The following is a 24,326-nucleotide window of genomic DNA, read 5'->3' on the forward strand; positions in this document are numbered from 1 at the left end:
AGGCCATGCCGGTGCGGAGCGCGCTGTACTCGTGGACGTCCTGGAAGTAGACGGTGAGGAAGTACAGCAGCGTGCCGAACGTCGCCATGAAGAGGAAGGTGACGCCCGAGCCGGTGCTGAGGTTCCGGTTGCGGAAGAGCCGCAGCGGCATCAGCGGGTCGGCCGAGCGGTTCTCCAGCACGAGGAAGCCGGCGACGAGCACGACCCCCGCGACGGCCGCGCCGACGACGACCGGCGCTCCCCAGCCCGACGCGGGCCCCTGCACCAGCGCGAAGACGATGAGCGTCACGCCCGCGGTCGCGCTCACGGCGCCCGGCAGGTCGAAGCGGCGCCCGCTCTCCCTCGGCCCGTCGGCGCGGATCAGCCGGAAGGCGGCGAGCCCGGCGAGCGCGGTGAGCGGCACGTTGACGAAGAAGACCGCCTCCCAGCCGAAGCCCTCCGTCAGCAGGCCGCCCAGCAGCGACCCGAGGAGCATGCCGCTCGCCCCCGCCGCCGCCCACACGGAGAGCGCCCGGAACCGCTGCGGCCCTTCCTCGAAGGTGGTGTTGACGAGCGAGAGCGTCGCGGGGAAGAGGAACGCGCCGCCGAGCCCCTGGACGGCGCGGGCCGCCACGAGCAGCCCCGGGCTGGTCGCGAAGCCGCCCACGAGGGAGGAGACGCCGTAGAGGAGCAGGCCGAGGAGGAACATCCGGCGGCGGCCGAGGAGGTCGCCCGCGCGCCCGCCGAGGAGCAGGAACCCGCCGAAGGCCACGGCGTACGCGCTCACCACCCACTGGAGCGTCTGCGAGGAGAAGCCGAGTTCGCGGCCGATGTCGGGCAGGGCGACGAAGACGATGTTGTAATCGATGGAGATGATGAGCTGGGCGAAGGCCAACAGGGCGAGCGTCAGGCCGAGTCGGCGGCGCGGAGCCGTGGTGGGGACGCCTAACGGCGAGGTCACAGCGGGTTCCCTTCTGAGTGCGGGCGTCAGCGGGCGTACGCCGTCGGCGCGGCCTCGGTGAGCAGGACGAGTCGGCGGCCGTGCAGCCCCTGCTCCACCCGTGCGTGCGCTTCGGCGGTGGCGCCGAGCGGGAGCAGCTCCCGTTCGCGGGGGTGGAGGGCGCCCTCGGCGAGCAGCCTGTTGACCGCGCCGGCCGCCTCGGCGAGTTCGGCGGTCGTGGCGTGCGAGATGACGAATCCGGCGACGGAGCCGTCGTTGAGGTAGAGCGCGCCGGCCGGCAGCAGCGACTCCGAGCGCGCGCCGGCGAACAGGACGATCCGGCCGCGCGGCGCGAGCAGCCCGACGGCGGTCCGCAGGTCGTTGGCGCCGCTGGTGTCGAGGTGCAGGTCGACGCCGCGGGGGCTGAGTTCGCGCACCTGGTCCGCGAGGTCGGGGGCGCGGTAGTCGACGACGGCCGAGGCTCCGCGGGAGGTGCAGTAGGCGTGGTCCTGCGGGCGCGCCGTCGCGATCACCCGGGCGCCCGCGGCTGCCGCCAGCGTCACCAGGCAGCTTCCGACGCTGCCGGCGGCGCCGCCGACGAGGACGGTCCGGCCGGCGGTGAGGCCGCCGTGCGTGAAGAGCGCCAAGTAGGCCGTCGCACCGGGGTGCAGCACCGTGACGGCGTTCAACGGGTCGACGTCGGGCGGCAGATGGTAGAGGCGGTCGCCCGGTACGACGGCGAGTTCCGCCGCGGCGCCCTGCCTGCCCTCGTGGCCGAGGCTGTTGCACCACACCCGGTCGCCCGGGGCGAAGCCCGGCGCGCCCGGGCCCGCCTCGGCGACGGTCCCCACGAGGTCCCGGCCGACGACGAACGGGAACGGCAGCGGCGTCTCGAAGACGCCCGAACGTACCAGCGCGTCCACGGGGTTGACGGTCGTCGCGGTGGTGCGGACGAGGACGTCGGTGGGTCCGGGGCGCGGGGCCGGAAGGGTCCCGTGGCGGATCAGGTCCGCGGGGCCGCGTGCGGTGACGTAGGCCGCCTGCATGGTGCCGTCCGGGACTGCTTCCGGCCGGTCGGAGCCGGGCCTTTCTGTCGTCAACTTCCCTCCCTCGCCTAGGAGTTCACCTCAGACCTGACACTCTGCACTGATCAGTAAAGACAATGACCTGCACCGTCTAGTGTAGTCAAGTCGAGGCAGCGGCGGGCTGTTCCGGCGCTGCTCGATCGATCACTGCACCACGCACGTGAACGTGCAAGAAACGGGGGTCCGATGTCGAGCGAGCAACTGTCCGTGGACGGAAGGAAGGCGGGCGACCGGCGTCCCGAAGCGGGAGCGCCGGACGGCGCGGAAGCGGCCCGCGGCACCCGGGGCCGGAAGGGCGTCCGCCTCCCGTCGCTCACCGGGCTGCGGTTCCCGGCGGCGCTGCTCGTCTTCCTCTACCACGCGGCGCTCCCCATCCCGAGCCTGCGCCTGCTGGAGAGCGACGACGCACAGAACGCCTTCACCAGGGCCGCCGAGCAGGCGGGCGCCCTCGGTGTCAGCTTCTTCTTCGTGCTCAGCGGGTTCGTGCTGACGTGGTCGGTGCGCGAGCGCGACGGCGCGGGGGCCTTCCTGCGCCGCAGGTTCGTCAAGATCTACCCCAACTACGTGGTCACCTGGCTCCTCGCCATGCTGCTCTTCGCCCACGCCTTCACCGACTTCTGGCGGGCGGCGGCGAACCTGCTGATGCTCCAGGTGTGGATACCCGACTTCGACACCTACTTCAGCGTCAACACGCCGAGTTGGTCGCTCGGGGTCGAGCTCGTCTTCTACGCCTCCTTCCCGCTCCTCTACGCCCTGCTGCGGCGCATACCGGCGCACCGGCTGAAGTACTGGGCGGCCGGCGCCGTCGTCGGCGTCTTCGCCATCCCCTTCGCCGCCTACCGGCTCCTCCCCTCGACGCCGCAGGTGCCGGGCGGCTACGACGCCTCGCCGCTCCAGTACTGGGTCACCTACGTCCTCCCGCCGACGCGGCTCCTGGAGTTCGGGCTCGGCATCCTGGTGGCGCTGATGGTCCGCAACGGCCGCTGGCGGAACATCGGCCTGCTGTGGTCGGGCGCCCTGCTCGCCGGCGCCTACGTGCTCACCGGCTTCGTGCCGTACCTGTACGCGCAGCGCAGCATCTGCGTCGTCCCGATCGTGCTCGTCATCGCGGCGGCGGCGACCGCCGACATCGAGGGACGCCCGAGCCTCCTCAGGACGCGGAGGGCCGTCTGGCTCGGCGAGATCTCGTTCGCCTTCTACCTGCTCCACTACGTCGTCCTCACCTACGGGCGAGAGGTGTTGGGCGACGACCTCTTCAGCACACCGGCGACGATCGGGCTGCTCCTCGCCGAAGCCGTCGTCGCCGTCTGGCTCTCGTGGGCGCTCTACGGGCTCGTCGAGCGCCCGCTCACCCGGCGCTGGTCCCAGAAGCGCACACCGCTGCAACCGGATACGACATCGACGCGACAGGAGACGCACCGTGAGCACTGACCGCAAGATCCTGGTCACCGGCGCCGCCGGGCAGGTCGGCCGCGAAGTGGTGAAGCAGCTGCACGCCCAGGGCGCACCCGTGCGCGCCGGCGTGCGCAGCAGCCCGCCCTCCGCGGTCCCGGGCGGAGTCGAGACGGTCCCCGTCGACCTGACCCGACCGGCCACGCTGGAGGCCGCGTTGGACGGGGTCGGCAAGGTCTTCCTCTACGCGGTCCCCGGCGGGACCGAGACCTTCGTCCGTGCGGCGCGCGAGGCCGGCGTCGAGCAGGTCGTGCTCCTCTCCTCCCACACGGTGGTGGCGGGCTTCCCCGAGCAGCAGGCCATCACCGCGATGCACGTGGAGGCCGAGGAGGCCGTGCAGGCGTCGGGCATCCCCTACACCTTCCTGCGGCCCGCCAACTTCGCCACCAACATCCTGATGTGGGGATGGCCGGAGAGCATCCGCGCCCAGGGCGCCATCCGCTTCCCCTACCCGGAGTCGCACAGCGACGCCATCCACGAGGCGGACGTGGCGGCCGTCGCGGCGGTGGCGCTCACCCAGCCGGGGCACGAGGGGCGGGCGTACTTCGTCAGCGGGCCGGAGTCGATCACTCAACGCCGCCAACTGGAGGCGCTCTCCCGCGTGTTGGGCCGTCCGCTGGAGTTCGTCGAGCTGAGCGAGGAGAAGGCGAGAGCGGAACTCGCCGACATCATCCCGGAGTGGGTGCGGGACAGCGTCGTCGGCTACTGGGCGCGCTCGGACGGCCGCCCGACCGAACTCTCCGACGAGGTGGAGCGGCTCACGGGACGCCCGCCCCGCACCTTCGAGGAGTGGGCGGCCGACCACGCGGCCGACTTCCGCGAGTGAGGGACCGCCCCGGCCGGACACCTCCGGCCGGGGCGGAACCCGGAACCAGTGGGCGCACCCTCGTCCGCGGCCGGATCTGTGTGACGGGAGCACCTGGGTAGACAGGAGCGAAAAATTTAGACTTGCCGTTCAAAAGAGAAGATTGTCAACTACGTGGAATACGGGGGTACACGACGTGGGGACAAGCACGCACCAGCAGGGCACGGAGCCGCCTCCGGGTCTGGCCGAGACTCTCGACGACGGCTTCCTCTCCGAGCTGTGCGCCGGCCTCTTCGCGTCGATCCCGCGCATGGACCAGCGCCGCAGAGGCGAGCAGTACGTACGGGGTCTGCTCCTCGCCGAGGGGCGCAAGTCGATACGGAACATCGCGGCGCTCCTCGGCCAGGCGTCCGCCGAGCAGAGCCTCCACCACTTCGTCAGCAGCTCCACCTGGGAGTGGGTCCCGGTCCGGCAGGCGCTCGCCGCGTACGTGCAGCGTGCGGTCCCGCCGCTGGCCTGGGTGATCCGCCCGGTCGTCACGCCGAAGGCCGGCCGGCACTCGGTCGGCGTCGACCGCTACGTCGTCCCGGAGTCGGGGCAGGTCGTCAACGCGCAGCGCTCGATGAGCGTATGGGCGGCGCGGGACGAGCTGAGCGTCCCCGTCGGATGGCGGCTGCACCTCTCGCGCGCGTGGCTGGAGGACGGCCCGCGCCGGCGCAAGGCGCTGATACCGGAGGGGTGGGAGGAGGAGACGGCGGAGGAGTGCGCCGTCGAGACCTACCTCGACATCGGCCTCGAGCGGTCGGCAGGGCCCGTCGTGATGCACGTGGGGAAGGCCGACGTGGCGCGCACGGTGGGCCGGCTGCGTGCCGTGGGGGTGCCCTTCCTGCTGCGCATCAGCGGTGCGCAGGAGTTCCGGCAGGCACCGCGCGGCGGCGTCCCGCTGCGCGTCGCGGGCCCGATCGCGGGGCGTCAACTCCTGCGCGCCTTCCGCGATTTCCGCCGCCCCGTCGCGCACCCGGGCACCACCTGCCGCCACGTCACGACGCTGCCCGTGCACGCGCCCCCGGTCCCTGCGCACCGGCGGCGCGGCGTGGACGGTGCGGGCACCCTCCTGCTGCTCGGCGTCTCGCCGACCGGCGGCGGCCGGTCCGACGACGTGTGGCTCACCGACATGGCCGACGCACCCCTCCACCGCCTCCTGCGGCTCACGCGGTTTCTCGACCGCGTCGAGGCCGACCTCGCCACCGTCTCCGAGGAGGTCGGCGTCCGCGACTTCGCCGGCCGGTCGTTCAGCGGATGGCACCGCCACGTCACCCTCGCCTCCGTTGCGCACCTCGTCGCCGCCGTCTCGGCGCGCGAGGCCCACCGGGCGCTGCCGCAGTACTGCTCCTGACGGGCCGTACGGGCGCCTCAGTCGCCGAGGAGCCCGCGCAACCTCGTGAGCCGCACGGCGAGTTGGATGTCGAAGGAGCGCTCGGGCGACTGCCAGTCGTCCCCGAGCAACTCCCCGACGCGCTCCAGCCGGCGGCTGACGGTGTTGGGGTGCACGTGCAACCGCAGCGCGGCCCGCGTGGGGCTGCCGCCCGTCTCGAAGTAGGCGAGCAGCGTGGGGACGAGGTCGGTGCAGCGCTCCTCGTCGTAGCGGAGGGCGGCGCTGATCTGCGCGTCGACGAAGCGCGTGACGTCGCGGTCGGAGCTCAGCAGCATCCCGACGAAGCCGAGTTCGTCGGTCGAGGAGGGACGGCCCGACCAGCTCAGGGCCGCCATGGCGGCGAGGCACCTGGACGCCTCCAGGTACGCGTCGCGGCACCCTTCCGGGCCCCGGGCCGGGCCCGCGCTCGCGACGGTCGGGGGCGTGTGCTCCAGCGCGGAGATCCGCTCGTGCACCTGCCTGGCTGCTGCGGCCGCGTCGCTCCCCGGCACCAGGACCACCGTGCGCCCGCCGCGGGAGCGGCTCGGCCACGCGTCGCCGAACCCGCGGTCGGGGCGTGCGCGCGGGGAGGCGTCGGGGGTGGCCTCGCGCCTCACCACGACGACGATGTGCGGTTCCCCGAGGTCGATCCCGTGGCGGAGGAACCGCAGCGCCGTCTGCTGGGGTGCGGCGTTCTGCCGGCCGAGGAGCTCGTCGAGCAGCCGCTCGTGCGCCTCTCTGCCCCTGACGGGCGCGGCCCCGCTCTCCAGGAGCATCCGGAAGGCGAGCGCCTGCGCCGTGGGGCCGAGTAATCGCCGTGCGTCCGGGGCGAGTTCGGACGGTGCGCGGACGGCGAGGGTGCCCAGGTGCTCCCCGGCGGCGTGGACGGGGGCGACCCAGGTGCCGCCGAGGAGGCGGCGCGGTGGCTCGTCGGGCCCCGGTGCGGGCGCGCTCGGGCGCTCGGGGGGAGTGAGGGTGGCGGAGGAGCGGGCGCCGGCGAGGAGCGCGCCGTGCGGTGAGTAGACGGCGACCGTGCCCTCCAGCAGCTCCTCGGCGAGGCCGACGACGGTCTGCATGTCGCCCCGGAGCGCGGCGTCCACCAGCCGCCTCCGGTGCGCCGCGACGGCAGCGGCCCTGGCGTGCTCCTCCTCGGCCTTCGCCGCCGCCTGCTCCAGCGCGGCGCTCTCGGTCCGCGCCTGCTCGACGGAGCGCGCCCAGTGGAGCACCGCGCTCGCGAGCCCGCCGAACCGCAGGAGCAGCGACTGCTCGTGCGCGTCGAGGTGGCGGGCGGTGCGGTAGGCCGCGTAGAGCACGCCGAGCGGTTCGCTGCCGTGCAGGAGCGGTACGGCGAGGATGCTCCGCAACTGCTCGGCGCGGGCCGCCGCTTCGGTCGCCGGGTGCCGGCCGGTCTCGCCCGTCGGGTAGTCCGGGAGCCAGAGCGGTGCGCCGTGCTCCAGGACGCGCTCGTCGAGGCCGTCCTGTGCGCCGGGCCAGGGCGTGCGGAGCGGTGCTGCGTTTCCGTCGGATGAGCGCACGGGCTCGTTCGGAGTTCCGCGGCGGAGATTCACATAGCAGACGTCGGCGCCGATCATGAGGCGCGCGCGGCGGGTGAGAATTCCGAGAAGCGCGGGGAGATCTTCGGCGAGCATCAGCTCGCTCAGCGAATCGACGAGTGCGGCCTGCTCGTTCTCGCGTTTGCGGTGGTATTCCATGCGGCCCGAGATACGCAGGGCGAGTTCCCCGACGCTTCCCGGGTCCTCGTGCCCGTCCGGGCGCCCGCTCTCGCCCGATGCCCCCGGATCTGTGGCCCGTTCCCCCTCTGCGAGCGATCTGAGGGCTCCCAGAGCCGCCGTCTCCACGCGTGCGCTCGACAACTTCGCCCCTCCCCCGTCAGGCCGCCCGGCGCCCCCTGAGCCGACGGTCCTGCATGCGGGGAATGCTATGTAGTGGGGTTGTGAAGCGTCAACACCTCGTTATCACAAGCGAGTTATGCTCTTGCTTTCCCGCTGTATTCCTCGGTTTATGCGTCCCTTCGTTTTCCGTGCACGGTAATTCCGGGGCGGGTGTGCCCGGCGCGGCGGGCGCGTGACCGTCCGCCGCGCGGGGCGCCCGTCTCGGAGTTACAGGTGGAGGGTGAAGACGACCTCGCCGCCGTGCTCGGCGCGCTCGACGCCTTCGAGCGCGCCGAGGAGGTGGAGCGCGGGGGTGTTCTCGCGGGTCGTGCGGGTGCGCAGGCGGGCGGCGCCGAACGCCTTGGCGCCGTGGACCAGTTCGCGCAGCACCGCCTTTCCGATGCCGGAGCCGCGGTAGGCGCGGCCGAGCCAGACGCCGCCCTCGACGAGGCTCGACTCGGCGGCGCCCTCGCCCTCTTCGAGCGGGGCGAGCCGTGCCGCGCCGGCCACGGTGCCGTCGACGACGACTGCGTACGTCCGCTCGACCGGGGCCGCGCTCAGCGAGCGCGTCAGGTGGAAGCGGAGGAACGCCTCACGGACCTCGGGCGACCAGCCCGCGCCCTCGGCGGGCTCCGGCATGACCTCGGCCGGTTCGGCCTCGGCCACGGCGGTCGCGAGGAGGTCGCGGAGGAGGGGCTCGTCGAGCGGTATCAGCATGATCCGCCGGTCGGAGGCGAGTTCGGGGGATAGGGACATGCGGTGAGTCTGCCACGCCCCTCTGACACACCGTCGGCTGCCGCATGCCATGTACACGCGGCGCCCCGCGCGTCGGCCCTGCGGGAGGACGAACGCACGGGACGCCGCGTCGGGTTGACGCCCGGCTGCTCAGCGGAGCAGGTCCTCCAGGCCGTCGAGGTCCTCCAGGTCGCGCAGGTCGCCGGGGGTCTTCGGGACGTTCTCCGGTGCGGAGGCGACCTTGGCGTAGGTGTCCGTGGCGCCCCCGTTCCACGCGACCTTCAGCGTCTTCGCCTCCAGCGTCTCGACCTGCCCGTTGGTCCGCTCCTCGCCGGCGCCCTCGGGGCACTTGAGCACGAGCGCCTGCCCTTCGTCGTCGAGGACGCGGCCCGTGCAGACCTGCTTGCCCGACAGGAGCGAGACGCCGTCCGACGCGATCGTGAGGAGCTGCTTCCCGCCGCCGGACCGTGCGCTCCAGACCCCGGTGAGGGTCCCGGGACCTTCCTCGTCCGAGCCGTCGGCGGCCTCCTCGTCCGGAGTGCTCTCCGTCGCCGAGGGGGCCGCCTGCTCCTTGTCGTCGCCGCCTTCGTCGCTGCTGCCGCAGCCGCCGACGAGCAGCGCCGCGGCTGCCGCAGCGGCGGCGGCCCCTGTCCTGAGTGCCGATGTGCGCACCGGATTCCCCTCCGTTGGTTGGCAGTTGTGTGGCAGGCGTGAGGACGGCACGGGCCCCGTGGGCCGCGCCGGGGGTGTTCTTCCGTCAGCCTTCGAGGTCCGGCAGGCGCTCGTCGGTGTCCCCCGGCGCTTCCGTCGGCACGTCGCTGGGGAGGGTCGAGGGCAGCCTGCTGGGGGTGCCCTCCGCCTTGGTGAAGCGGTCGGCCTTCCCCGACTCCCAGGAGACGGTGAGGCTGCCGTCCTCGGACGCCTCCGCGACGCCGCGTGCGAACTCGTCGCTCCCGTCGGGGCAGGTGAGGTCGAGGCGCACGCCCCCGTCGCTGTCCCCGACGGTGCCGGCGCAGGTCGTCTTGCCCGTGAGCATCGCCTTGCTCTTGCTGATGGTGAGGATGCGGAGGTCGTTGTCGCCGGGCTGCGCGTCGTTCTTCCAGGCGCCGACGAGGTCGGCCGCCTTCGCGCCGTCGGACGGCCGCGCCGGTGCGGAGGGGGCCCCTGACGGGGAGCCCTTCCCGTCGTCCTCGCCGCCGCCGCTGCACCCGCCCACCAGGAGGGCGGCCACCGCGCACCCGGCCACCGCACTGCTCAACCGTCCTGCCCTGCGCACCTGTTCCCCCTCGGTCGTGCCGTGGTCGTGCACCGTCGGTGCGGGCGGCGTCGTGGTCCGCCCGTGCGGACGAGGCCCGGTGTGGGCCAGAGGTCAAGTTAGCACCAGGGCGGCCCGGGGCGCCGTGGCTGCGACGTCCGGGATCGTCGACGGAACGGCAACAGGAACCGCACGGGGACGGGCCGGCAGCGCCGGCCGCCTGCGCTCGCACGGCGAGGCGCCCCGCACGCGCTGCACTCGGGGGCGGTGCAGCGTGCGCGGGGCGCCGTCGGGAAGAACACTACGCACCAACTCCGGGCACGCAAAGGGTGGTTCACCCATACGGGTAAACCCGCACCCAAGCCTGCTCCGGACGGCAAAGCAATGGCAAAGCAACCGGAAGCACCCTTTGTTGTCGCAAAAGGGGTTGGTGCGGGGCTCGCACGGCGCCCTACCGTCGTCTGCGGGGGCAGGCGGACGCACTCGGGGCAGGACCGGGGCGCCCGGCGCCAAGAGGGGGAGCGGTGGCGGGCGGCAGCGTGCGCGGACCAGCGGGAGCGGGCGACGCAGGAGCGGAGGGGGGCCGCCGCGCGGCGCGGACGGGCAGGCGCGCGGCGCCCGGAAGGCGGCGCGCGGCGCCCGGAAGGCGGCGCGCGGACGCCGTTCCCGCGCTCGACACCGCGGTCGCGGGGCTCGTCGTGAAGGTGGGCGACTACCCGCTCCACCACGGCGGGCTCGGCGCCGTCCGCAGCCTCGGCCGCGCAGGCGTGCCCATGTACGCGCTCACCGAGGACGGTTGGACCCCAGCGGCCCGGTCGCGGTACCTGCGCGAGGCGCTGGTCTTCCCGACGAGCGGGAGGGAACCGGCGGAGGCGCTGACGACGGGGCTGCTCCGCGCCGCCCGCCGGATCGGAGGGCCCGCGGTCCTGTTCCCGACCGACGAGGAGGCGGCCGTCCTCATCGCGGAGCACCAGCCGCTCCTCGCCGACCACTTCCTCTTCCCGCGGGTCCCGCCGGGACTGCCGCGGCGGCTCGCGAGCAAGCAGGGCCTCCATGAACTCTGCGCCGAGCACGGCGTCCCCTCGCCCGCCGGTGCCGCGCCCCGCACCAGGGACGAGCTGCTCGCCTACGCCGATCGGGCGCGGTACCCGCTCGTCGCGAAGAACCGCGAGGCGTACCAGCGGCGTTCGGCGCCCGCCGTCGACGGCACCACCCTCGTCGCCCACCGCGAGCACCTGCTGCGGCTCGCGCGCGGCTGGGCGGAGGACCCGGGCGTCGTGCTCCAGGAGTACCTCCCGCGCGAGGACGCCGAGGACTGGATCGTCCACGCGTACGTCGACGCCGACGCGGCCGTCCGCGTCCTCTTCACCGGCGTCAAGATGCGCTCCTGGCCGCCGCACGCCGGTATGACGGCCGCGGCCTGCACCGTCGACAACCCCGAACTCGCCGAACTCTCCGCGCGGTTCGCCAAGCTCGTCGGCTTCGCCGGCATCCTCGACCTCGACTGGCGGCACGACCGCAGGGACGGCCGCTACCGCCTGCTCGACTTCAACCCGCGGATGGGCGCGCAGTTCCGGCTCTTCGAGGACGACGCGGGCGTCGACGTGGTGCGGGCGCAGCACCTCGACCTCACGGGCCGCCCGGTGCCGTCGGGCGGGCAGTCGCGGCGGCGCCGCTTCGTCGTCGAACACGTCGACGCCGCCGCCCGGTTGGCGTACCTCGGCTCCGACTACCGCGCCCCGCACGCCACTTCCCGCGCCGACCGCACCGAACTCGCCTGGGCGGCCTCCGACGACCCGCTCCCCGCAGCGCTGATGGCCGCCCGCCTGGTGCGTCCGGGAGCCAGACACCTCTGGCGGCTCTGGCGCGCACGGCGCTGACCCCGAGGGGCGCACGAGGGCGCACCGGAGCAACCCCTCATATCCGGCGGGCGAGTGGGAGAGAACGAGAGGGCGCGGCCCCGGGGGGAGCGGCGCAGCCGTACGACGAAGGCGGCCGCCGGTCGGCCCGGCGGCGCAGCAGAGGGGGAGGGACCCAGGTGGACCAGAAAACCGGCAAAAAGCCGCAAGCCCGCCCGGCCGTCGTGATCGGCGCCGGGCCCTACGGGCTCTCGGCAGCCGCACACCTGCGCCAACTCGGCGTGCCGGTAAGGGTGTTCGGCGATCCGATGGTGAGCTGGCGGGAGAACATGCCGCCCGGCATGCTGCTGAAGTCGACGCCGGCCGCCTCGAACATCTCCGCGCCGCGGCTCGGCCACACGCTCCTCGACTACTGCGCCGAGTCGGGGGAGCGCCGCTACGAGTCCGACTGGGACCTCGTACCCGTGGAGACCTTCGCGCGCTACGGCGAGTGGTTCCAGCGCACGCTCCTTCCCGACCTCACGCGGACCCGGATCGTCTCCGTCGATCCGACGCCCGACGGCGGCTTCGAGGTCAAGGCCGACTCGGGGGAGTTCGTCGAGGCGGGTGCCGTCGTCGTCGCGACGGGGCTCGCGGCAAGTGCCCGCATACCGCGGCCACTTGCCGCCGCTGCTGCGGTGGACGGCGGGACGGCCGCCGGCGCGCTCGTCTCGCACAGCGGTGACCACGGGGACCTCGGGCACCTCGCGGGCCGCGAGGTCCTCGTCGTGGGCGCGGGCCAGTCCGGTCTCGAGACGGCGGTGCTCGCCGCCGAGGCCGGCGCCTCGGTGCGCGTCGTCGCCCGCCGCGCCTCCGCCGTAGGGTTCGGCGCACCGCCCGACCACCAGCCCCGGATGCGCCCCGACTCACCGTTCGGACGGGCCTGGTCGCTCCACGGGTTCACCTACTACGCCGACGCCTACCGCTACCTTCCGGCCCCCGTCCGCTCCCGGCTCGCGCACCGGGTACTCGGGCCGCTCGGCGCCTGGTGGCTGCGTGAGCGGTTCATGGCCTCGAACGTCGGCGTCACGCAGGGGCACGCGCTCGTCCGTGCCGACCGCGTCGACGGGGGCAGCAGGATCGCGCTCCGGCTCGGCGGCGGCCGCCGCCTCGAAGCCGACCACGTCGTCTCCGCCACCGGCTACCGCACGGACCTCGGCACCCTCGGCTTCCTCAGCGCAGAACTGCGCGCACGGCTCGTCCCCAGCGGGCGCGACACCTCGCCGCTGCTCGGCCCCGGGTTCGTCTCCTCCGTGCCGGGGCTGTACTTCACGGGGCTCCCGGCGGCGGCCTCGTACGGGCCCGTGATGCGGTTCGTGGTGGGCACGGAGTTCGCGTCTCCGCGCCTCGCTGCGGCGGTGGCGGGGAGGTATGGGGGGTAGGGCGGCGTGTGCGCGTCCTCGCCACCTGCCAGCGGTGCTGCCCGACTCCACCGCCGCGTCCACGAAGCGCTGCTCGCCCCACCGCCCCGGCGAACGAAGGGAACACCGTGGCCCAGCCGCACACCGACAACCCGCCCAGCGACCTCCCGCCCGCCCTGGAATCGATGACTCTGCTGGTCGCCGCCGTCATCGTCCACGACACCGAGAACAACCGCGTCCTGCTCCTCCAGCGCGGCCCCGACGCCAAGTTCGCCCAGGGGATGTGGGACCTGCCCGGCGGCAAGAACGACCCCGGCGAGCCCATCACCGACACCGCCGTACGCGAGCTGTACGAAGAGACCGGGCTGACGGTGCAGCCCGGGGCTCTCCGCGTCGCCCACCTCATTCACGCCGCCCGCGGTGTCGAATCCCCCAACGGCTTCTTCACCGTCGTCTTCGCCACCCACGACTGGACCGGCCAACCCGAAAACCGCGAACCCCGCAAACACGCCCAGGTCCGCTGGGCCGACGTCAACGCCGCTCCCGAAGAGTTCGTGGAAACCACTGCCAGCGCACTCCACCGGTACCTCGGAAAAGGGCCGCAGATGTCCCTCGACGGTTGGCACTGAGATCTTGCCCACCGCGGACACGGCTGGGCGCACACGCGTGAAGTCGGTGTCCTGCAGCGCGGGTTGTCTCCGAGACCAGGCCGACAGGACGCCGCCCCCGCAGGCCGCGCCGAGGGGCCCGACGGCGTGCGGCCGCCGGGCCCCTCCGCGGTCTTCCCCCTGGACGCATCGGCGCGGGTACGCGCCCCCCGGTCCGCCGGCGCCGCCTGGTCGGAGCGGCGCCGGCGGTCGGCTCAGCAGCGCTTGCTGGAGGCGGCCTGGCTCGCCAGCGGGTCGCCCTCGGCGCGCAGGGCGCCCACCGCCGAGGTGCAGTCCGACACGGTGCCGGTGCCCTCGGTCCAGAACTCCTGGTCGGTGGTGTTCTCCGCGACCTTCTTCCCGTGGTACTCGTCGGTGTCGTGGTCGTAGACGGCGAGCGAGACGTCGTACGGGGCGGCGCCGTCGTGGAACTGGTCCCAGACCCAGACGTACGCGTAGTTCTCCTCGCACTTCTCCGAGTAGAACTGCTTCACCGAGGCGACCTGCACCCCGTCCCGCGTGGCGACGCCCTTGGTGCCGATCTCGTGCGCGTCGTCGCAGACACCGGCGGCGCGGGCGAGCTTGCTGTTCGGGTTCCCCTTCTCCGAAGGCGCGGTCGTGCTGGTGTCGGCGCGCTGCGAGGGCGAGGGTGCCGGACCGCTGCCGGCGTACGCGGCGCCTGCCGGGAAGAGCAGAAGTGCCCCGGTGGCCACGGCGATTGCTCCCTTTCCGTACCGGTTGGTGAGCGGGTTACGCATGGATGTTTCCCCCTTTGTGCGGCTCTGGTCGAATATCAGGGGCATGTGGTCAATGGCCCCTGGGCACCTACTGAGACAGCCCAACTCCCCCGACGGTTGTACGGAGTTCGGCGCGCACTCTCTTGCCCGTACGCCGCCGCCCGCGCTCCGGCGCGGGAGGCACTCCGCGGCACGCACCGCCTGCCCGGTCCCGAGCCCGGTCCTGCGGTGCACCGCGGGTCAGCGTGCCGCGAGGGCGCGGAGGGTGGAGTCGAAGTCGGGGTCCGCCGCACCGGGGCGGTTGAACGGCAGCTTCGCCAGGGCCGCCGCCATGCCGCAGGTCCCGCTCACCCCGGCGTAGACGAGGCCGCCCCCGACCAGCGCCGAGACCACCCGCGCCTTCGGCGAGACGAACCGTCCACCGGCGAGCCCCACGAGGACGAGCGCGCCGGCGGCGCACCGCACCTGCCGCTCCATCGGCCAGACGCGCGGCGTCCCTTCGGACCGCTCGACGGGCAGCCCCGCCCCGCGCCAGGCGGTGGTGCCGCCCCCGAGCGAGGCCGCCCGCACGCCTTCCCCCGCGAGCACCTGGCGCGCCTGCTCGGAGCGGCCGCCCGAGGCGCAGACGAAGAGCAGCCCGGAACCGCCGGCCGCGGAGCTGAGCGCCGGGATGCCCTGGCGCAGCCGGTCGAGCGGGACGTTGTAGGCGCCCGGCAGGTGCCCGGTGGCGAACTCGGCGGGCGTCCGCACGTCGACGACGGCGAGGTCGGCCGTCCGCCCGGCGGCCTCTTCGGGGGTGAGGGTGGTCTCGGCGTTGCTCATGGAGGGCCTCCAGGTTCTTACGAGGTGCGTCGGTCCCGTCCCGGCCGCCGGGCGGGGCCGGCGTCGAACTCCGTGCATTTGTACCTGCGGAGAGGTGCGGGTGGGGGAGTCGAGCACGGTGAGACTCGTCGCCCGCTCCGCGCCCCGGGGCCCCAGGATGAGCGAGGAGGGCCGCGACCGCGTGGACGCCGCCCCGCAACTCGCCGCCGTCTCCGGTGTGCTGGACCGCCGGAGACGGGCCCGCACCGGAGTTGACGCCTCCGCCGCCGGAATCCCGTGGCGGCACAGGCATGGAACGCGCGGCACGAGGGATACGCACCCGTACGGGTCCTTGCACGTCGGCAGGGTGAACTTCCCGTCGCGGAACGCGGTATGCGGCCTTCCCCGGACGGCCGGTGACCGTGCACCATGGCGCACACCGTGGACTTCGTCCCGGTTGGTGGGGAGCTGGGTCGGGCACCCGCCATGATCGTCAAGTGACCGGATACGCTGCCGGGTGATGGTGACACCGAGATATTGAGGTTTCGCGCGATCGCTGTCGCTCGTTCCATCAACGTCCGCAGACAGGAGTACCCCTCGTGACCGTCGTCGGACCCTTCGGGCTGAGCGTGCGGGATCAGACTCTCGAAACCGACGTCCAAGCGGGCCTCGCCGACGTCGAAGAGGGCCTCATCGAGGCCACGAAGAGCGACGTACCGTTCATCACCGACGCCGCGCGGCACCTGGTCAGGGCGGGCGGCAAGCGGTTCAGGCCGCTGCTGGTCATGCTCGGGGCGCAGTTCGGCGACCCGTACGCACCCGGGGTCGTGCCCTCGGCCGTCGTCGTCGAGCTGACCCACCTCGCGACCCTCTACCACGACGACGTCATGGACCAGGCCGACGTACGCCGCGGCGTCCCGAGCGCCAACGCCAACTGGGGCAACTCGGTGGCCGTCCTCACCGGCGACTTCCTCTTCTCGCGCGCCTCCCACATGCTCGCCGACCTCGGCCCCGACGCCGTCCGCATCCAGGCGGAGGCGTTCGAGCGGCTGGTGACGGGCCAGATCCTGGAGACGGCGGGCCCGCAGGCCGAGCAGGACCCGATCGACCACTACCTCGACGTCATCGCGGGCAAGACGGGCTCGCTCGTCGCGGTGGCCTGCCGGTTCGGCGCGATGATGGCGGGCGCCGAGGAGAGCCACGTCTCGGTGCTCACCCAGTACGGCGAGCGGATGGGCGTCGCCTTCCAACTCGCCGACGACGTCCTCGACATCGCCAGCGACTCCGCCGAGTCGGGCAAGACCCCCGGCACCGACCTGCGGGAGGGCATCGCCACCCTCCCCGTCCTCCATCTCCGCGCGCGGGCCGCGCACCCGGACGCCACCGCGGAGGACCGCCGGCTCTGCGCCCTCCTCGACGGCGACCTCACCGACGACGGCAGGCACGCCGAGGCCCTCGCCGGGCTGCGCGCCCACCCCGCGCTGGAGCAGGCCCGCAGGGACACCGTCCGGTACGCGCACGAGGCGCGCGAGATGCTGGCGCCGCTCCCCGAGTGCACCGCGAAGGCGGCGCTCTCCGGGCTGTGCGACTCCGTCGTGCACCGGGCCGGCTGAACGCCCGGACACAGCGCGCCCGTTCGGCGCTCGGGGACCGCGCCCTTCGGCCGCAGGTCGCGACCGCTGCGTCCGCGCGCGTACGGCGCCGCCCCGCGGCTCCTACCTCCGGAGTACGTGCGCCGCCGCCGAGTTGGCCCCGGCGGCTGACGCAGCGCTCCGCGCAATCTGTTGCCATGGAGGACACCATCCCGCACCGGTTCGGGTGAGAATGGCGGCGAGGGGTGGACGAGTGCGTTGGCATACACCGCCGCCGACATCGGAGGTAGGGCAACAGATGGCACAGATCCAACCGAGCAGTCCGACACCGGACGAGCCGCAAGGGGCCCAGCGCAAGCCGGGGCGCCGGGCCGTCAGGTACGGAGTCCCCGTCGCGGTCGTCGGCCTGACGGCCGCGACCGTCGGCCTGGTCCCGGCGCTCGCCGACACGGGCGGTCCGGACCTTCCGGACGTCACGGCCGAGGAGCTGGTCGCCAAGGTCGCAGGCGCCGAGACGGACCAGCTCTCCGGCACCGTCAAGATCAAGACCGACCTCGGTCTCCCCGAACTCCCGGGCTCCTTCGGCTCGGACGGCGGAGGCGGACCGTTCGGCGGCGGCCCGGGCGGCGAGAGCGAAGCGCCCTCGGGCGAGAAGGGCGAGGGCAGCAGCCCGGCAGCGCCCGAGGGGCGGCTCATGCAGCTCGCCTCGGGCGAGCACACACTGCGGGTCGCCATGGACGGGCCCGAGCGGCAGCGCGTCTCCCTCGTCGAGAAGGCGGCGGAGTACAACCTCATCCGCAACGGCGCCGACGTCTGGGCGTACGACAGCGGCAGCAACTCGGCCTGGCACACCAAGGCGGAGCCGGGGCCGCACGGCAAGGCCGACAAGGGCCCGAAGGAGGGCAAGTACGCCGACCTCACCCCGCGCGAGGCCGCCCGCCAGGTGCTGAAGGCGGCCGACGGAACCACCTCGGTCTCCGTCGACGGAACGGCCAAGGTCGCGGGGCGCGACGCCTACCAGCTCGTCGTCGCGCCGAAGAAGGCGGAGCACACCACCGTCAAGGACGCCCGTATCTCCGTCGACGCGGAGACGGGCACCCCGCTGAAGTTCACGCTCGGCGCCCGCGAGGGCGGCAAGCCCGTCGTCGACGTCGCCTACTCCGACGTCGACTTCGGCAAGCCGTCGGCCGGTTCCTTCGACTTCAAGCCGCCGAAGGGCACCGACGTCACCGAGGCGAAGCCCGAGGACCACCGGGGCAAGCAGAAGGCGAAGCCGGACGCCCTGCCGGACGCGAAGGCGTTCGACGTCCTCGGCGAAGGCTGGGGCAGTGTCGCCGAGTTGAAGGCACCGGGCGCACCCGGCGCCGGAGGCGAGGACAAGGGCGCGGGCTCGGAGGCCGAGGGGATGCTCGACGGCTTCACCGAGAAGGTGAGCGGCGAGTTCGGCGACGGGCGCGTCGTCAGCACCCGCGTGGTGAACGCGCTCCTCACCGACGACGGCACGGTATACGTGGGCGCCGTCACCAAGGACGGGCTCGTCGAGGCGGCGAACGCCGCCGCCAAGAAGTAGGGCGGTATGCGATGGCGGAGTCGGACCGGGCACCGGGGCCACCCCGGAACGCTTCCCCACCGGAGCGGGGAGCGCCCGCGTCCGGCTCCGCCGAAGCGGTCGTCGCCGCCCGTGGACTCACCAAGCGGTACGGGCGCGGGGCCCCGGCCGTCGACGGGCTCGACCTGACCGTCCCCGCGGGCAGCGTCTTCGGCTTCCTCGGTCCCAACGGCTCGGGGAAGACCACCACGATCCGCATGCTGCTCGGCCTCATCGAGCCCACCAGCGGCACCGCGCACCTCCTCGGCCGCCCGATGCCGGGCTCGTCCCGCGAGGTGCTGCCGCACGTGGGCGCGCTCATCGAAGGCCCCGCGCTCTACGGCTACTTGACCGGCCGCGAGAACCTCCTCCGCCTCGACGCGGCCGACCCGACGGCCGCCCCGCGCACCCGGCGCGAGCGGGTCGGGACGGCGCTGGAGCGGGTCGGCCTCGCGGCGGCCGCGGGCAAGAAGGCGAAGGCGTACTCGCTCGGCATGAAGCAGCGCCTCGGGCTCGCCGCCGCGCTCCTCCAGCCGCGCCGGCTCCTCGTCCTCGACGAGCCGACCAACGGGCTCGACCCGCAGGGCATGCGCGAGATCCGCGGCCTGGTGCGGAGCCTCGCGGCCGACGGCACCACCGTCTTCCTCTCCTCGCACCTGCTCGACGAGATCGAGCAGGTCTGCTCGCACGCGGCCGTGATGAGCGGCGGCCGGCTGATCAGCCAGGGCACCGTGGCCGCGCTCTCGGCCGGGGCGCGCGGCCGCCTCGCCGTCGCGACGCCGGACACCGTCGAGGCGGTGCGGGTCCTCAAGGAGCAGGGCGTGCGCGGCCTCGGCGTCGAGGTCCCCGAGGAGCCGGCAGGGACGCCCCGGGTCACGGGCGAGGCGCCGGGCGCCGAGGAGACCGTCGAACTCGCCGAGCTCAACGCGGAGTTGGTGCGCGCCGGGGTGCGGGTGCGGGGGTTCGGGGTGGAGCGCGCCTCGCTGGAGGACGTCTTCGTCTCGCTCACGGGGGAGGGCTTCGATGTCACCGGTTGAGACCGCGCCGCAGGCCCCGCGCCTCCGGGGGGCGCCCGGGTTCCTCGGCAGCGAGATCCGCCTGACGTTCCGCCGCTGGCGGACGGTGGCGATGCTCGCGGTGCTCGCCGCCGTGCCCGTCCTCGTCGGCGTCGCGGTGCGCATCCGGACGTCGGACGGCGACGCGGCGGGCGGTCCCGCGTTCCTCTCGCAGATCACCAACAACGGGCTCTTCCTCGTCTTCGCCTCGCTCGCCGCCGTACTGCCGTTCTTCCTGCCGATGACGGTCGGCGTCGTCGCCGGCGACTCGGTGGCGGGGGAGGCGGGTTCCGGCACGCTGCGGTACCTCCTGGTGGCGCCGGCGGGGCGGACGCGGCTGCTCGCCGTGAAGTTCGCCGCCACGGTCGTCTTCTGCTTCGCGGCGACGGCCGTCGTGCTCCTCGCCGCGCTCGTCACGGGCGTGCTCCTCTTCCCCGTCGGCGACGTGACGCTGCTCTCGGGTACCTCGGTGCCGTTCGCCGAGGGGCTGTCGCGGGCGCTCGCGGTCGCCGCCGCGGTGGCGCTCTCGCTCGTCGGGTTCGCGGCGCTCGGGCTCTTCGTCTCGACGCTCACCGGCAGCGGCATCGCCGCGATGGCGACGACGGTGGGCCTGCTGATGACGGTCCAGATCCTCGGCACCGTGCCGCAGCTCTCCGCCGTCCACCCCTACCTCTTCCCGCACCACTGGCTGAGCTTCGCCGACCTGCTGCGGGACCCGGTGTACTGGGACGGACTGCTGCGGAACTTCGGCCTCCAGGGGCTCTACGCCGTCGTCTTCGGCTCGGCCGCCTGGGCGCGGTTCACCACCCGCGACGTCACGGCCTGAGCGTACGGCGCGGCCGGGGGCCGTCTGTTCCCCGGCCGCGCCGCGTTCGGTCGCCGTCAGCCGTTCTCGCTTCCGGCGGGCTGGAGCGCGGCCTCCCTCGACGGGCCCTCTTCCGCGGCCTGCCGGCTCTCGGGAGCCGCCGGCTCCTCGGTGCGCGCGTCCTCGTCGGCGGGCTCCCGTACGACGTGGCGGCCGATGGGGTTGCACAGCACCAGCAGGGCGCCCCACATCACGAAGGCGAAGCTCCAGAGGCCCATCATCAGCGCGATGCACAGGTGGAGCAGGAAGCCGGCGGCGAGGAGCCAGGGCCGGGCACGCAGCGGCAGGAAGAGGCAGAGGAAGAGGCCGAACTCGATGAAGAGCGGCACCCAGGTGAGCAGCGCGACGGTGAGCGGCGCCGAGGTGAGCAGGTGGACGAAGGGCGCGAACCAGGAAGGAGCGCCGAAGGCGAGGTCGTTGCCCCAGTAGTAGAGGGCGGTCCCGTCGGCCCACTCCTGGTGGCTGAGCTTGGCGACGCTCGCCTGGAAGTAGACGCCCGCCACCTGGAGTTGGACGGCGAAGGTGAAGACGGCGCCGACCGCGACGGACCAGGCACGCCCACGCGACGGCTCGCCGGCCCGTTGCGTCGGCTGCCAGTGCCAGCGGCGCGGGTCGGTCAGCCCCACCGGGATCAGCAGCAGCGCGAGGACGGAGGCGGCCTGGTCGCCGCCGTCGGGGATGGAGATGCTGTTGTAGAGGCTCGCCGCGACGTACCAGTGCGGGATGCAGGTGAACCTCGGGCGCCAGCCGCTGGCGGCGAGGAGGCACACGGCCACGCAGATCCAACGCGCCGCCTCCAGCCCGCCGTCGGGCGCGACGCAGAAGACGCTCGCGGCGCGCACGCCGTCGCAGTAGGGGGCCTGGCCGCGGTTGACGAGCAGACCGAAGAGCGAGTCGGTCTCGCTGAAGACGAGGGTGGCGGCCGTGCCCAGGGCGATGAGGGTGCGCGCGAGGCCGAGGCAGTTGCCCCAGGGGACCGGAAGGTCGAACGTCTTCCTCATCGTTGCGCCCCCTTGCAGGTGACGGAGAGGTGGAGGGAGCGCTCGGCCTTGTGCGTCTCGTCGACGAGTCCGCGCCAGGCCCAGGGGTGCGGTTTCGAGGAGACGGCGTGCACGTCTCCGCAGAAGCTCGGCGACGGGGTGCGGTTGACGACCTTCCGGCCTTTCCGCTTGTCCTCGGCCGCGCACCTGCGCGGGTCGTCCGAGCTGCACTTGTGCCATTCCTTCTCCGGAACGCGCTCCAGAAGCTTCGCGTACTCGGGGCCCTGGGCCCTCGAATACCGGTCGAGCCCGAAGCTGTTGACGGCGGAGGCGTGCGGGGTCGCGGAGAGCTTGACGGTTTCGCCCGCCGCCTTGACCCGGTACATCTCGACGGCCGGGTCCCGCGGGGACTTGGTGAAGAAGGCCCAGCCCTGCGGGAGGACGCGCGTCGCCGCCTCCTGCGAGGCACGGCTCTCGCCCGGCAGCGTGAGCGCGTTCGACGGGAGGTGCGCGTGGATGCCGTACAGCGCGACGAGGAAGACGAAGGCGGCTGCCGTCCACACGGCGCCGCGGGGGACCGCGGTGGTAGCGGGCGGGGAAGCGCGCCATACGGGGGGCGTTGGGGACATCGGTACTTCCGGGTCGGGTGGGCGGGGAGGGGCCGCCGTCGAGCGACGGCGGCCCCGGTGGGTCATGCCTTCATGAGCTTGCTGAACTCCGCGACGGCCTGCTCCTTGCTGAGCGAGCTGTCGGCGGCGCTGGGAAGGACCCAGTTGGTGCCGTAGACCCAGTTGGCGCCGACGACCGCGGCCTCCATGACGGCGACCACGGCGGCGGTGAGCCCGCCCGCCACGTGGACGAGGGCGGCACCGACGGCGACGTAGAGGCAGGTGCCGCTCGCGTCGTCCTTCTCCTCCGCGATGACGCCGACGTCCACGAGGTCGTCCGTGGTCTTCTGGAGTGCCGTCTGCACGCGCTCGACGTCGCCCGAGCGCATCTCCGTCGAGAACTCCGCCATTGCGCCGGGGCGGTTCTTCTCGACGGCGTCCATCACGGCGTCGCCCGCCTTGAGGACGTCGGCCGTGTTGTTCTTCTCGTAGCCCTCGCCCATCGTGGCGAAGAGTTCTTCCGACTTGCCGAGTTCTTCGGCCACTTCACCCTGCCCGAAGAGAATCCCCCGGAAGAGCGAGCGTCCGTCATCGGCGGCCCCCACCTTCCCCGAGACCGGGACGGTCGCGGAGACCTCGGCTGTCGGGGCCTGACTCGCTGCGTAGGCGGTGGTCGCCCCGCCGAGCGCGAGCGCCGCCGCCACGACGGACGCGAGCGCCTTCGACTTTGCTCTCACTTAATACCTGCCTCTCCGGCAATTGATTCCGATTGGAAACATTCCCCCTGTAAATACGGCACGTGAGCGCGTGCCGTATTCGCCGAAGGAGCACCGAACGCTAACAGGTTTGCGGTAAAGGGAAGCGGAGAAAGTGGAATGCTACCTTCTGTTATTCGATCAAGTCCGTACAACCGAGGGGAAGCGCAAGTACCTCCCAATTCGGGTATGTGGAGCGCCGGCTGTGACGGGCCGGTGAAAAAGCGCACGGAGGTGTGCGGCCCTTCTTGCTCCTTTTCATGATGTTCCCGGCAAGGGGAACAACACGTTCACGTACGGCGGTTCGGGGCGCGCGGGAGGGTGGCGGTGCGCGGGTGTGGTGCATGTCACCGGGCCGGACGTGGGGCCGGCGAGCGTGGTGACGTTGAGTCATCCCCCCTGGTGAGGCCGGGGTTGGCGCGGCCGTACGCCCCGGGGCGCGCACGGCCGCTCGCCTCAGCGGTCGCTGTCCAGGACGGCGGCGCCCCGCGCCGCGTCGTCGCAACTCACCGCCACCTCGCGGCCGTCGGCCGTGGTGACGACGAGGCACTCGCCGCCCCGCACGAGGTAGGCGGTGAGCGTTCCCTTCCGGCGGACGCCCCAACCGCCCACGGACATCGCGGAGACGGCTTCGGCACGGGCCGACGTGATCTGCTCGGCCCCGATCGTCCGGCTCGGCCGGCCCCAGGGGCCCAGCCCGATCCGCAGCCCGTGGACGCCCGCGACGACTCGCACCCGGGACACGAGGAGCACCGCCACCGGCAGGACCAGGAGCGCGAGCGACACGGGCCCGAGGCTCTGCCACTGGAGGCCGATCACCACCGCGGTGAAGGCGAGGCTGCCGAAGGCGAGCAGCCAGTTGGACGCACCGCCCACCCACGCCGTCCGTGCGGAGCCGCTCCTGCCGTCCGTGCCGTCCCCCTGAACCGTCACGGTCACTCCCCTCTCTCGATCATGCGGGCGAGCTCCTTGCGGCTGTACCCGATCCGCTTCCCCAGCGCGACGGCCTGGCGCAGCAGTTCGTGCAGCTCGACGTCGGCCGCGCTGGCGCGCCCGACGGTCACGCCACGGCCGCGGCGGAACTCCAGGACGCCCTCCTCGCGCAGGAGGTGGAACGCCTTGAGCACCGTGTGCCGGTTGACGTCGAGGGCCTCGGCGAGCTCGGCGGCCGGCGGCAGCCGGTCCCCCGGATGGAGCGAGCCCTCGCGTACGGCGGCGCGGATGCCCGCCGCCACCTGCTCGTAGAGCGGCAGCGGTTCCGCGGGATCGACCTCAAGGAGCATGGTGACAATGAGACTACATCAACTAGACTCATCCGCAGACGAGTTGACGGCCGGCAGCAGGGGACCGGCCCGGGGAAAGGATGGTCCGACGTGTCCGGAGGCCGCGAAGGTGCGCGACCCGTGTTCGCCGAACGGCGGCGACTGCCCCGGGGGTTGGACGCGGTCGTGCTCGTCTGCACCGCCGCGTGCGTGCTGAGCATCCCGTTCCTCCTCGGCTTCACCGAGGCGGAGAACGTCGCCTCCTGGATCGGGCTCCCGATCTTCCTCGGGATCGTCCCGCTGCTCCTCGCGGCCATGCACAGCAGGGTCTCCGTCGCCGACGGCCGGCTCACGCTCGCGCTCGTCCCGCTGTGGCGCAAGCACCTGCCGCTCGACGACCTCGTCGAGGTACGCCAACGCACGATCCGCGCCCGCGACATGGGCGGCCTCGGCCTCCGCCGCACCCTCGACGGGGCGACCGCGCTCGTCCTCCGGGGCACCTCGGCCGTCGAGGTCGTGACGCGGCAGGGCAAGCGGTATGTCGTCGGGACGGGGCGGCCGGAGGAGCTCGCCGAGGCGCTCGGCGCCCGCGCCGGGCGGTCGGCGCGCTGAGGGCGCGC

At 73.3% G+C, this 24,326-nt stretch carries 24 protein-coding genes; 11 read left to right on the forward strand and 13 right to left on the reverse strand.

Annotated features, from left to right (window positions below; translation table 11 throughout):
* Positions 1-940, reverse strand: a 940-nt coding sequence (locus UWG_RS0123105; protein ID WP_016909578.1) for an MFS transporter, incomplete at its 3' end; no start/stop codon positions are given.
* A gap of 26 nt (positions 941-966) precedes the next feature.
* The gene (locus UWG_RS0123110) at positions 967-1,965 is read right to left on the reverse strand and encodes an NADPH:quinone reductase (RefSeq protein ID WP_016909579.1); all 999 of its coding nucleotides are present in this window, start codon (positions 1,963-1,965) and stop codon (positions 967-969) included.
* 225 nt (positions 1,966-2,190) lie between these two features.
* Between UWG_RS0123110 and UWG_RS30830 the strand changes: the two genes are divergently transcribed.
* The 3 genes from UWG_RS30830 (at position 2,191) to UWG_RS0123125 (ending at position 5,657) form a co-directional block, all read left to right on the forward strand.
* Positions 2,191-3,435: an acyltransferase family protein gene (locus UWG_RS30830; RefSeq protein ID WP_016909580.1), complete on the forward strand. Its 1,245-nt coding sequence runs from the start codon at positions 2,191-2,193 to the stop codon at positions 3,433-3,435.
* On the forward strand, positions 3,425-4,282 hold the full coding sequence (locus tag UWG_RS0123120; RefSeq protein ID WP_016909581.1) for an NAD(P)H-binding protein: 858 nt from the start codon (positions 3,425-3,427) through the stop codon (positions 4,280-4,282). The genes UWG_RS30830 and UWG_RS0123120 overlap by 11 nt, the downstream gene beginning before the upstream one ends.
* Positions 4,283-4,457: 175 nt before the next feature.
* Entirely contained in the window at positions 4,458-5,657 is a 1,200-nt protein-coding gene (locus UWG_RS0123125) for an IS701 family transposase (protein WP_016909582.1), read from the forward strand.
* A gap of 17 nt (positions 5,658-5,674) precedes the next feature.
* On the opposite strand, the gene UWG_RS0123130 is transcribed toward UWG_RS0123125, so the two are convergent.
* The 4 genes from UWG_RS0123130 to UWG_RS0123145 all read right to left on the reverse strand — a co-directional run bounded on the left by UWG_RS0123130 (position 5,675) and on the right by UWG_RS0123145 (position 9,611).
* Positions 5,675-7,549, reverse strand: a complete 1,875-nt coding sequence (locus UWG_RS0123130) for a helix-turn-helix domain-containing protein (RefSeq protein ID WP_237720245.1) — start codon at positions 7,547-7,549, stop codon at positions 5,675-5,677.
* A gap of 246 nt (positions 7,550-7,795) precedes the next feature.
* Positions 7,796-8,323 carry a GNAT family N-acetyltransferase gene (locus UWG_RS0123135; protein ID WP_016909584.1) on the reverse strand — a complete coding sequence of 176 codons (528 nt, stop codon included), beginning with the start codon at positions 8,321-8,323 and terminating at the stop codon, positions 7,796-7,798.
* Between the two features lie 129 nt (positions 8,324-8,452).
* Positions 8,453-8,974 carry a hypothetical protein gene (locus UWG_RS0123140; protein ID WP_016909585.1) on the reverse strand — a complete coding sequence of 174 codons (522 nt, stop codon included), beginning with the start codon at positions 8,972-8,974 and terminating at the stop codon, positions 8,453-8,455.
* A gap of 85 nt (positions 8,975-9,059) precedes the next feature.
* Entirely contained in the window at positions 9,060-9,611 is a 552-nt protein-coding gene (locus tag UWG_RS0123145) for a hypothetical protein (protein WP_078495715.1), read from the reverse strand.
* Positions 9,612-10,081: 470 nt separating this feature from the next.
* Between UWG_RS0123145 and UWG_RS0123150 the strand changes: the two genes are divergently transcribed.
* The 3 genes from UWG_RS0123150 (at position 10,082) to UWG_RS0123160 (ending at position 13,445) form a co-directional block, all read left to right on the forward strand.
* On the forward strand, positions 10,082-11,437 hold the full coding sequence (locus UWG_RS0123150; RefSeq protein ID WP_016909587.1) for a carboxylate--amine ligase: 1,356 nt from the start codon (positions 10,082-10,084) through the stop codon (positions 11,435-11,437).
* A 158-nt stretch (positions 11,438-11,595) separates the two neighbouring features.
* Positions 11,596-12,837, forward strand: a complete 1,242-nt coding sequence (locus tag UWG_RS0123155; protein WP_016909588.1) for an FAD-dependent oxidoreductase — start codon at positions 11,596-11,598, stop codon at positions 12,835-12,837.
* A 107-nt stretch (positions 12,838-12,944) separates the two neighbouring features.
* Positions 12,945-13,445, forward strand: coding sequence for an NUDIX domain-containing protein (locus UWG_RS0123160; RefSeq protein WP_016909589.1), 501 nt, complete (start codon positions 12,945-12,947; stop codon positions 13,443-13,445).
* Between the two features lie 233 nt (positions 13,446-13,678).
* Here the strand turns inward: UWG_RS0123160 and UWG_RS0123165 are convergent, their stop codons facing one another.
* Together UWG_RS0123165 and UWG_RS0123170 are read right to left on the reverse strand one after the other, a co-directional pair.
* The gene (locus UWG_RS0123165; RefSeq protein ID WP_016909590.1) at positions 13,679-14,221 is read right to left on the reverse strand and encodes a hypothetical protein; all 543 of its coding nucleotides are present in this window, start codon (positions 14,219-14,221) and stop codon (positions 13,679-13,681) included.
* 219 nt (positions 14,222-14,440) lie between these two features.
* Positions 14,441-15,022 (reverse strand): rhodanese-like domain-containing protein, encoded by a 582-nt coding sequence (locus UWG_RS0123170; protein WP_016909591.1) that lies wholly within the window; start codon positions 15,020-15,022, stop codon positions 14,441-14,443.
* A gap of 578 nt (positions 15,023-15,600) precedes the next feature.
* Between UWG_RS0123170 and UWG_RS0123175 the strand changes: the two genes are divergently transcribed.
* The 4 genes from UWG_RS0123175 (at position 15,601) to UWG_RS0123190 (ending at position 20,062) form a co-directional block, all read left to right on the forward strand.
* Complete coding sequence (locus UWG_RS0123175; protein WP_016909592.1) at positions 15,601-16,614, forward strand: polyprenyl synthetase family protein; 1,014 nt, start codon at positions 15,601-15,603, stop codon at positions 16,612-16,614.
* A 277-nt stretch (positions 16,615-16,891) separates the two neighbouring features.
* Positions 16,892-18,163, forward strand: coding sequence for a LolA family protein (locus UWG_RS0123180; RefSeq protein WP_016909593.1), 1,272 nt, complete (start codon positions 16,892-16,894; stop codon positions 18,161-18,163).
* A gap of 11 nt (positions 18,164-18,174) precedes the next feature.
* Positions 18,175-19,218, forward strand: coding sequence for an ABC transporter ATP-binding protein (locus tag UWG_RS0123185; protein ID WP_016909594.1), 1,044 nt, complete (start codon positions 18,175-18,177; stop codon positions 19,216-19,218).
* Positions 19,205-20,062, forward strand: coding sequence for an ABC transporter permease (locus UWG_RS0123190; protein WP_016909595.1), 858 nt, complete (start codon positions 19,205-19,207; stop codon positions 20,060-20,062). Before UWG_RS0123185 ends, UWG_RS0123190 begins: the two co-directional genes overlap by 14 nt.
* Before the next feature lie 56 nt (positions 20,063-20,118).
* Here the strand turns inward: UWG_RS0123190 and UWG_RS0123195 are convergent, their stop codons facing one another.
* The 5 genes from UWG_RS0123195 to UWG_RS0123215 form a co-directional block, all read right to left on the reverse strand.
* Entirely contained in the window at positions 20,119-21,102 is a 984-nt protein-coding gene (locus UWG_RS0123195; protein ID WP_016909596.1) for a sporulation-delaying protein SdpB family protein, read from the reverse strand.
* Positions 21,099-21,710, reverse strand: a complete 612-nt coding sequence (locus UWG_RS0123200; RefSeq protein WP_237720247.1) for an SdpA family antimicrobial peptide system protein — start codon at positions 21,708-21,710, stop codon at positions 21,099-21,101. Before UWG_RS0123200 ends, UWG_RS0123195 begins: the two co-directional genes overlap by 4 nt.
* 62 nt (positions 21,711-21,772) lie before the next feature.
* A complete protein-coding gene (locus UWG_RS0123205; RefSeq protein ID WP_016909598.1) occupies positions 21,773-22,426 on the reverse strand; it encodes a sporulation delaying protein family toxin in 654 nt (217 codons plus the stop codon).
* A gap of 474 nt (positions 22,427-22,900) precedes the next feature.
* Positions 22,901-23,377, reverse strand: a complete 477-nt coding sequence (locus UWG_RS0123210; RefSeq protein WP_237720249.1) for a hypothetical protein — start codon at positions 23,375-23,377, stop codon at positions 22,901-22,903.
* A 2-nt stretch (positions 23,378-23,379) separates the two neighbouring features.
* Positions 23,380-23,727, reverse strand: a complete 348-nt coding sequence (locus UWG_RS0123215) for a GntR family transcriptional regulator (protein WP_016909600.1) — start codon at positions 23,725-23,727, stop codon at positions 23,380-23,382.
* Between the two features lie 120 nt (positions 23,728-23,847).
* Between UWG_RS0123215 and UWG_RS0123220 the strand changes: the two genes are divergently transcribed.
* Positions 23,848-24,318, forward strand: coding sequence for a hypothetical protein (locus UWG_RS0123220; RefSeq protein WP_016909601.1), 471 nt, complete (start codon positions 23,848-23,850; stop codon positions 24,316-24,318).
* Positions 24,319-24,326 lie beyond the last annotated feature (8 nt).

The organism is Streptomyces xiaopingdaonensis, assembly GCF_000262345.1.
GTDB classification, from domain to species: Bacteria; Actinomycetota; Actinomycetes; order Streptomycetales; family Streptomycetaceae; genus Streptomyces; species Streptomyces xiaopingdaonensis.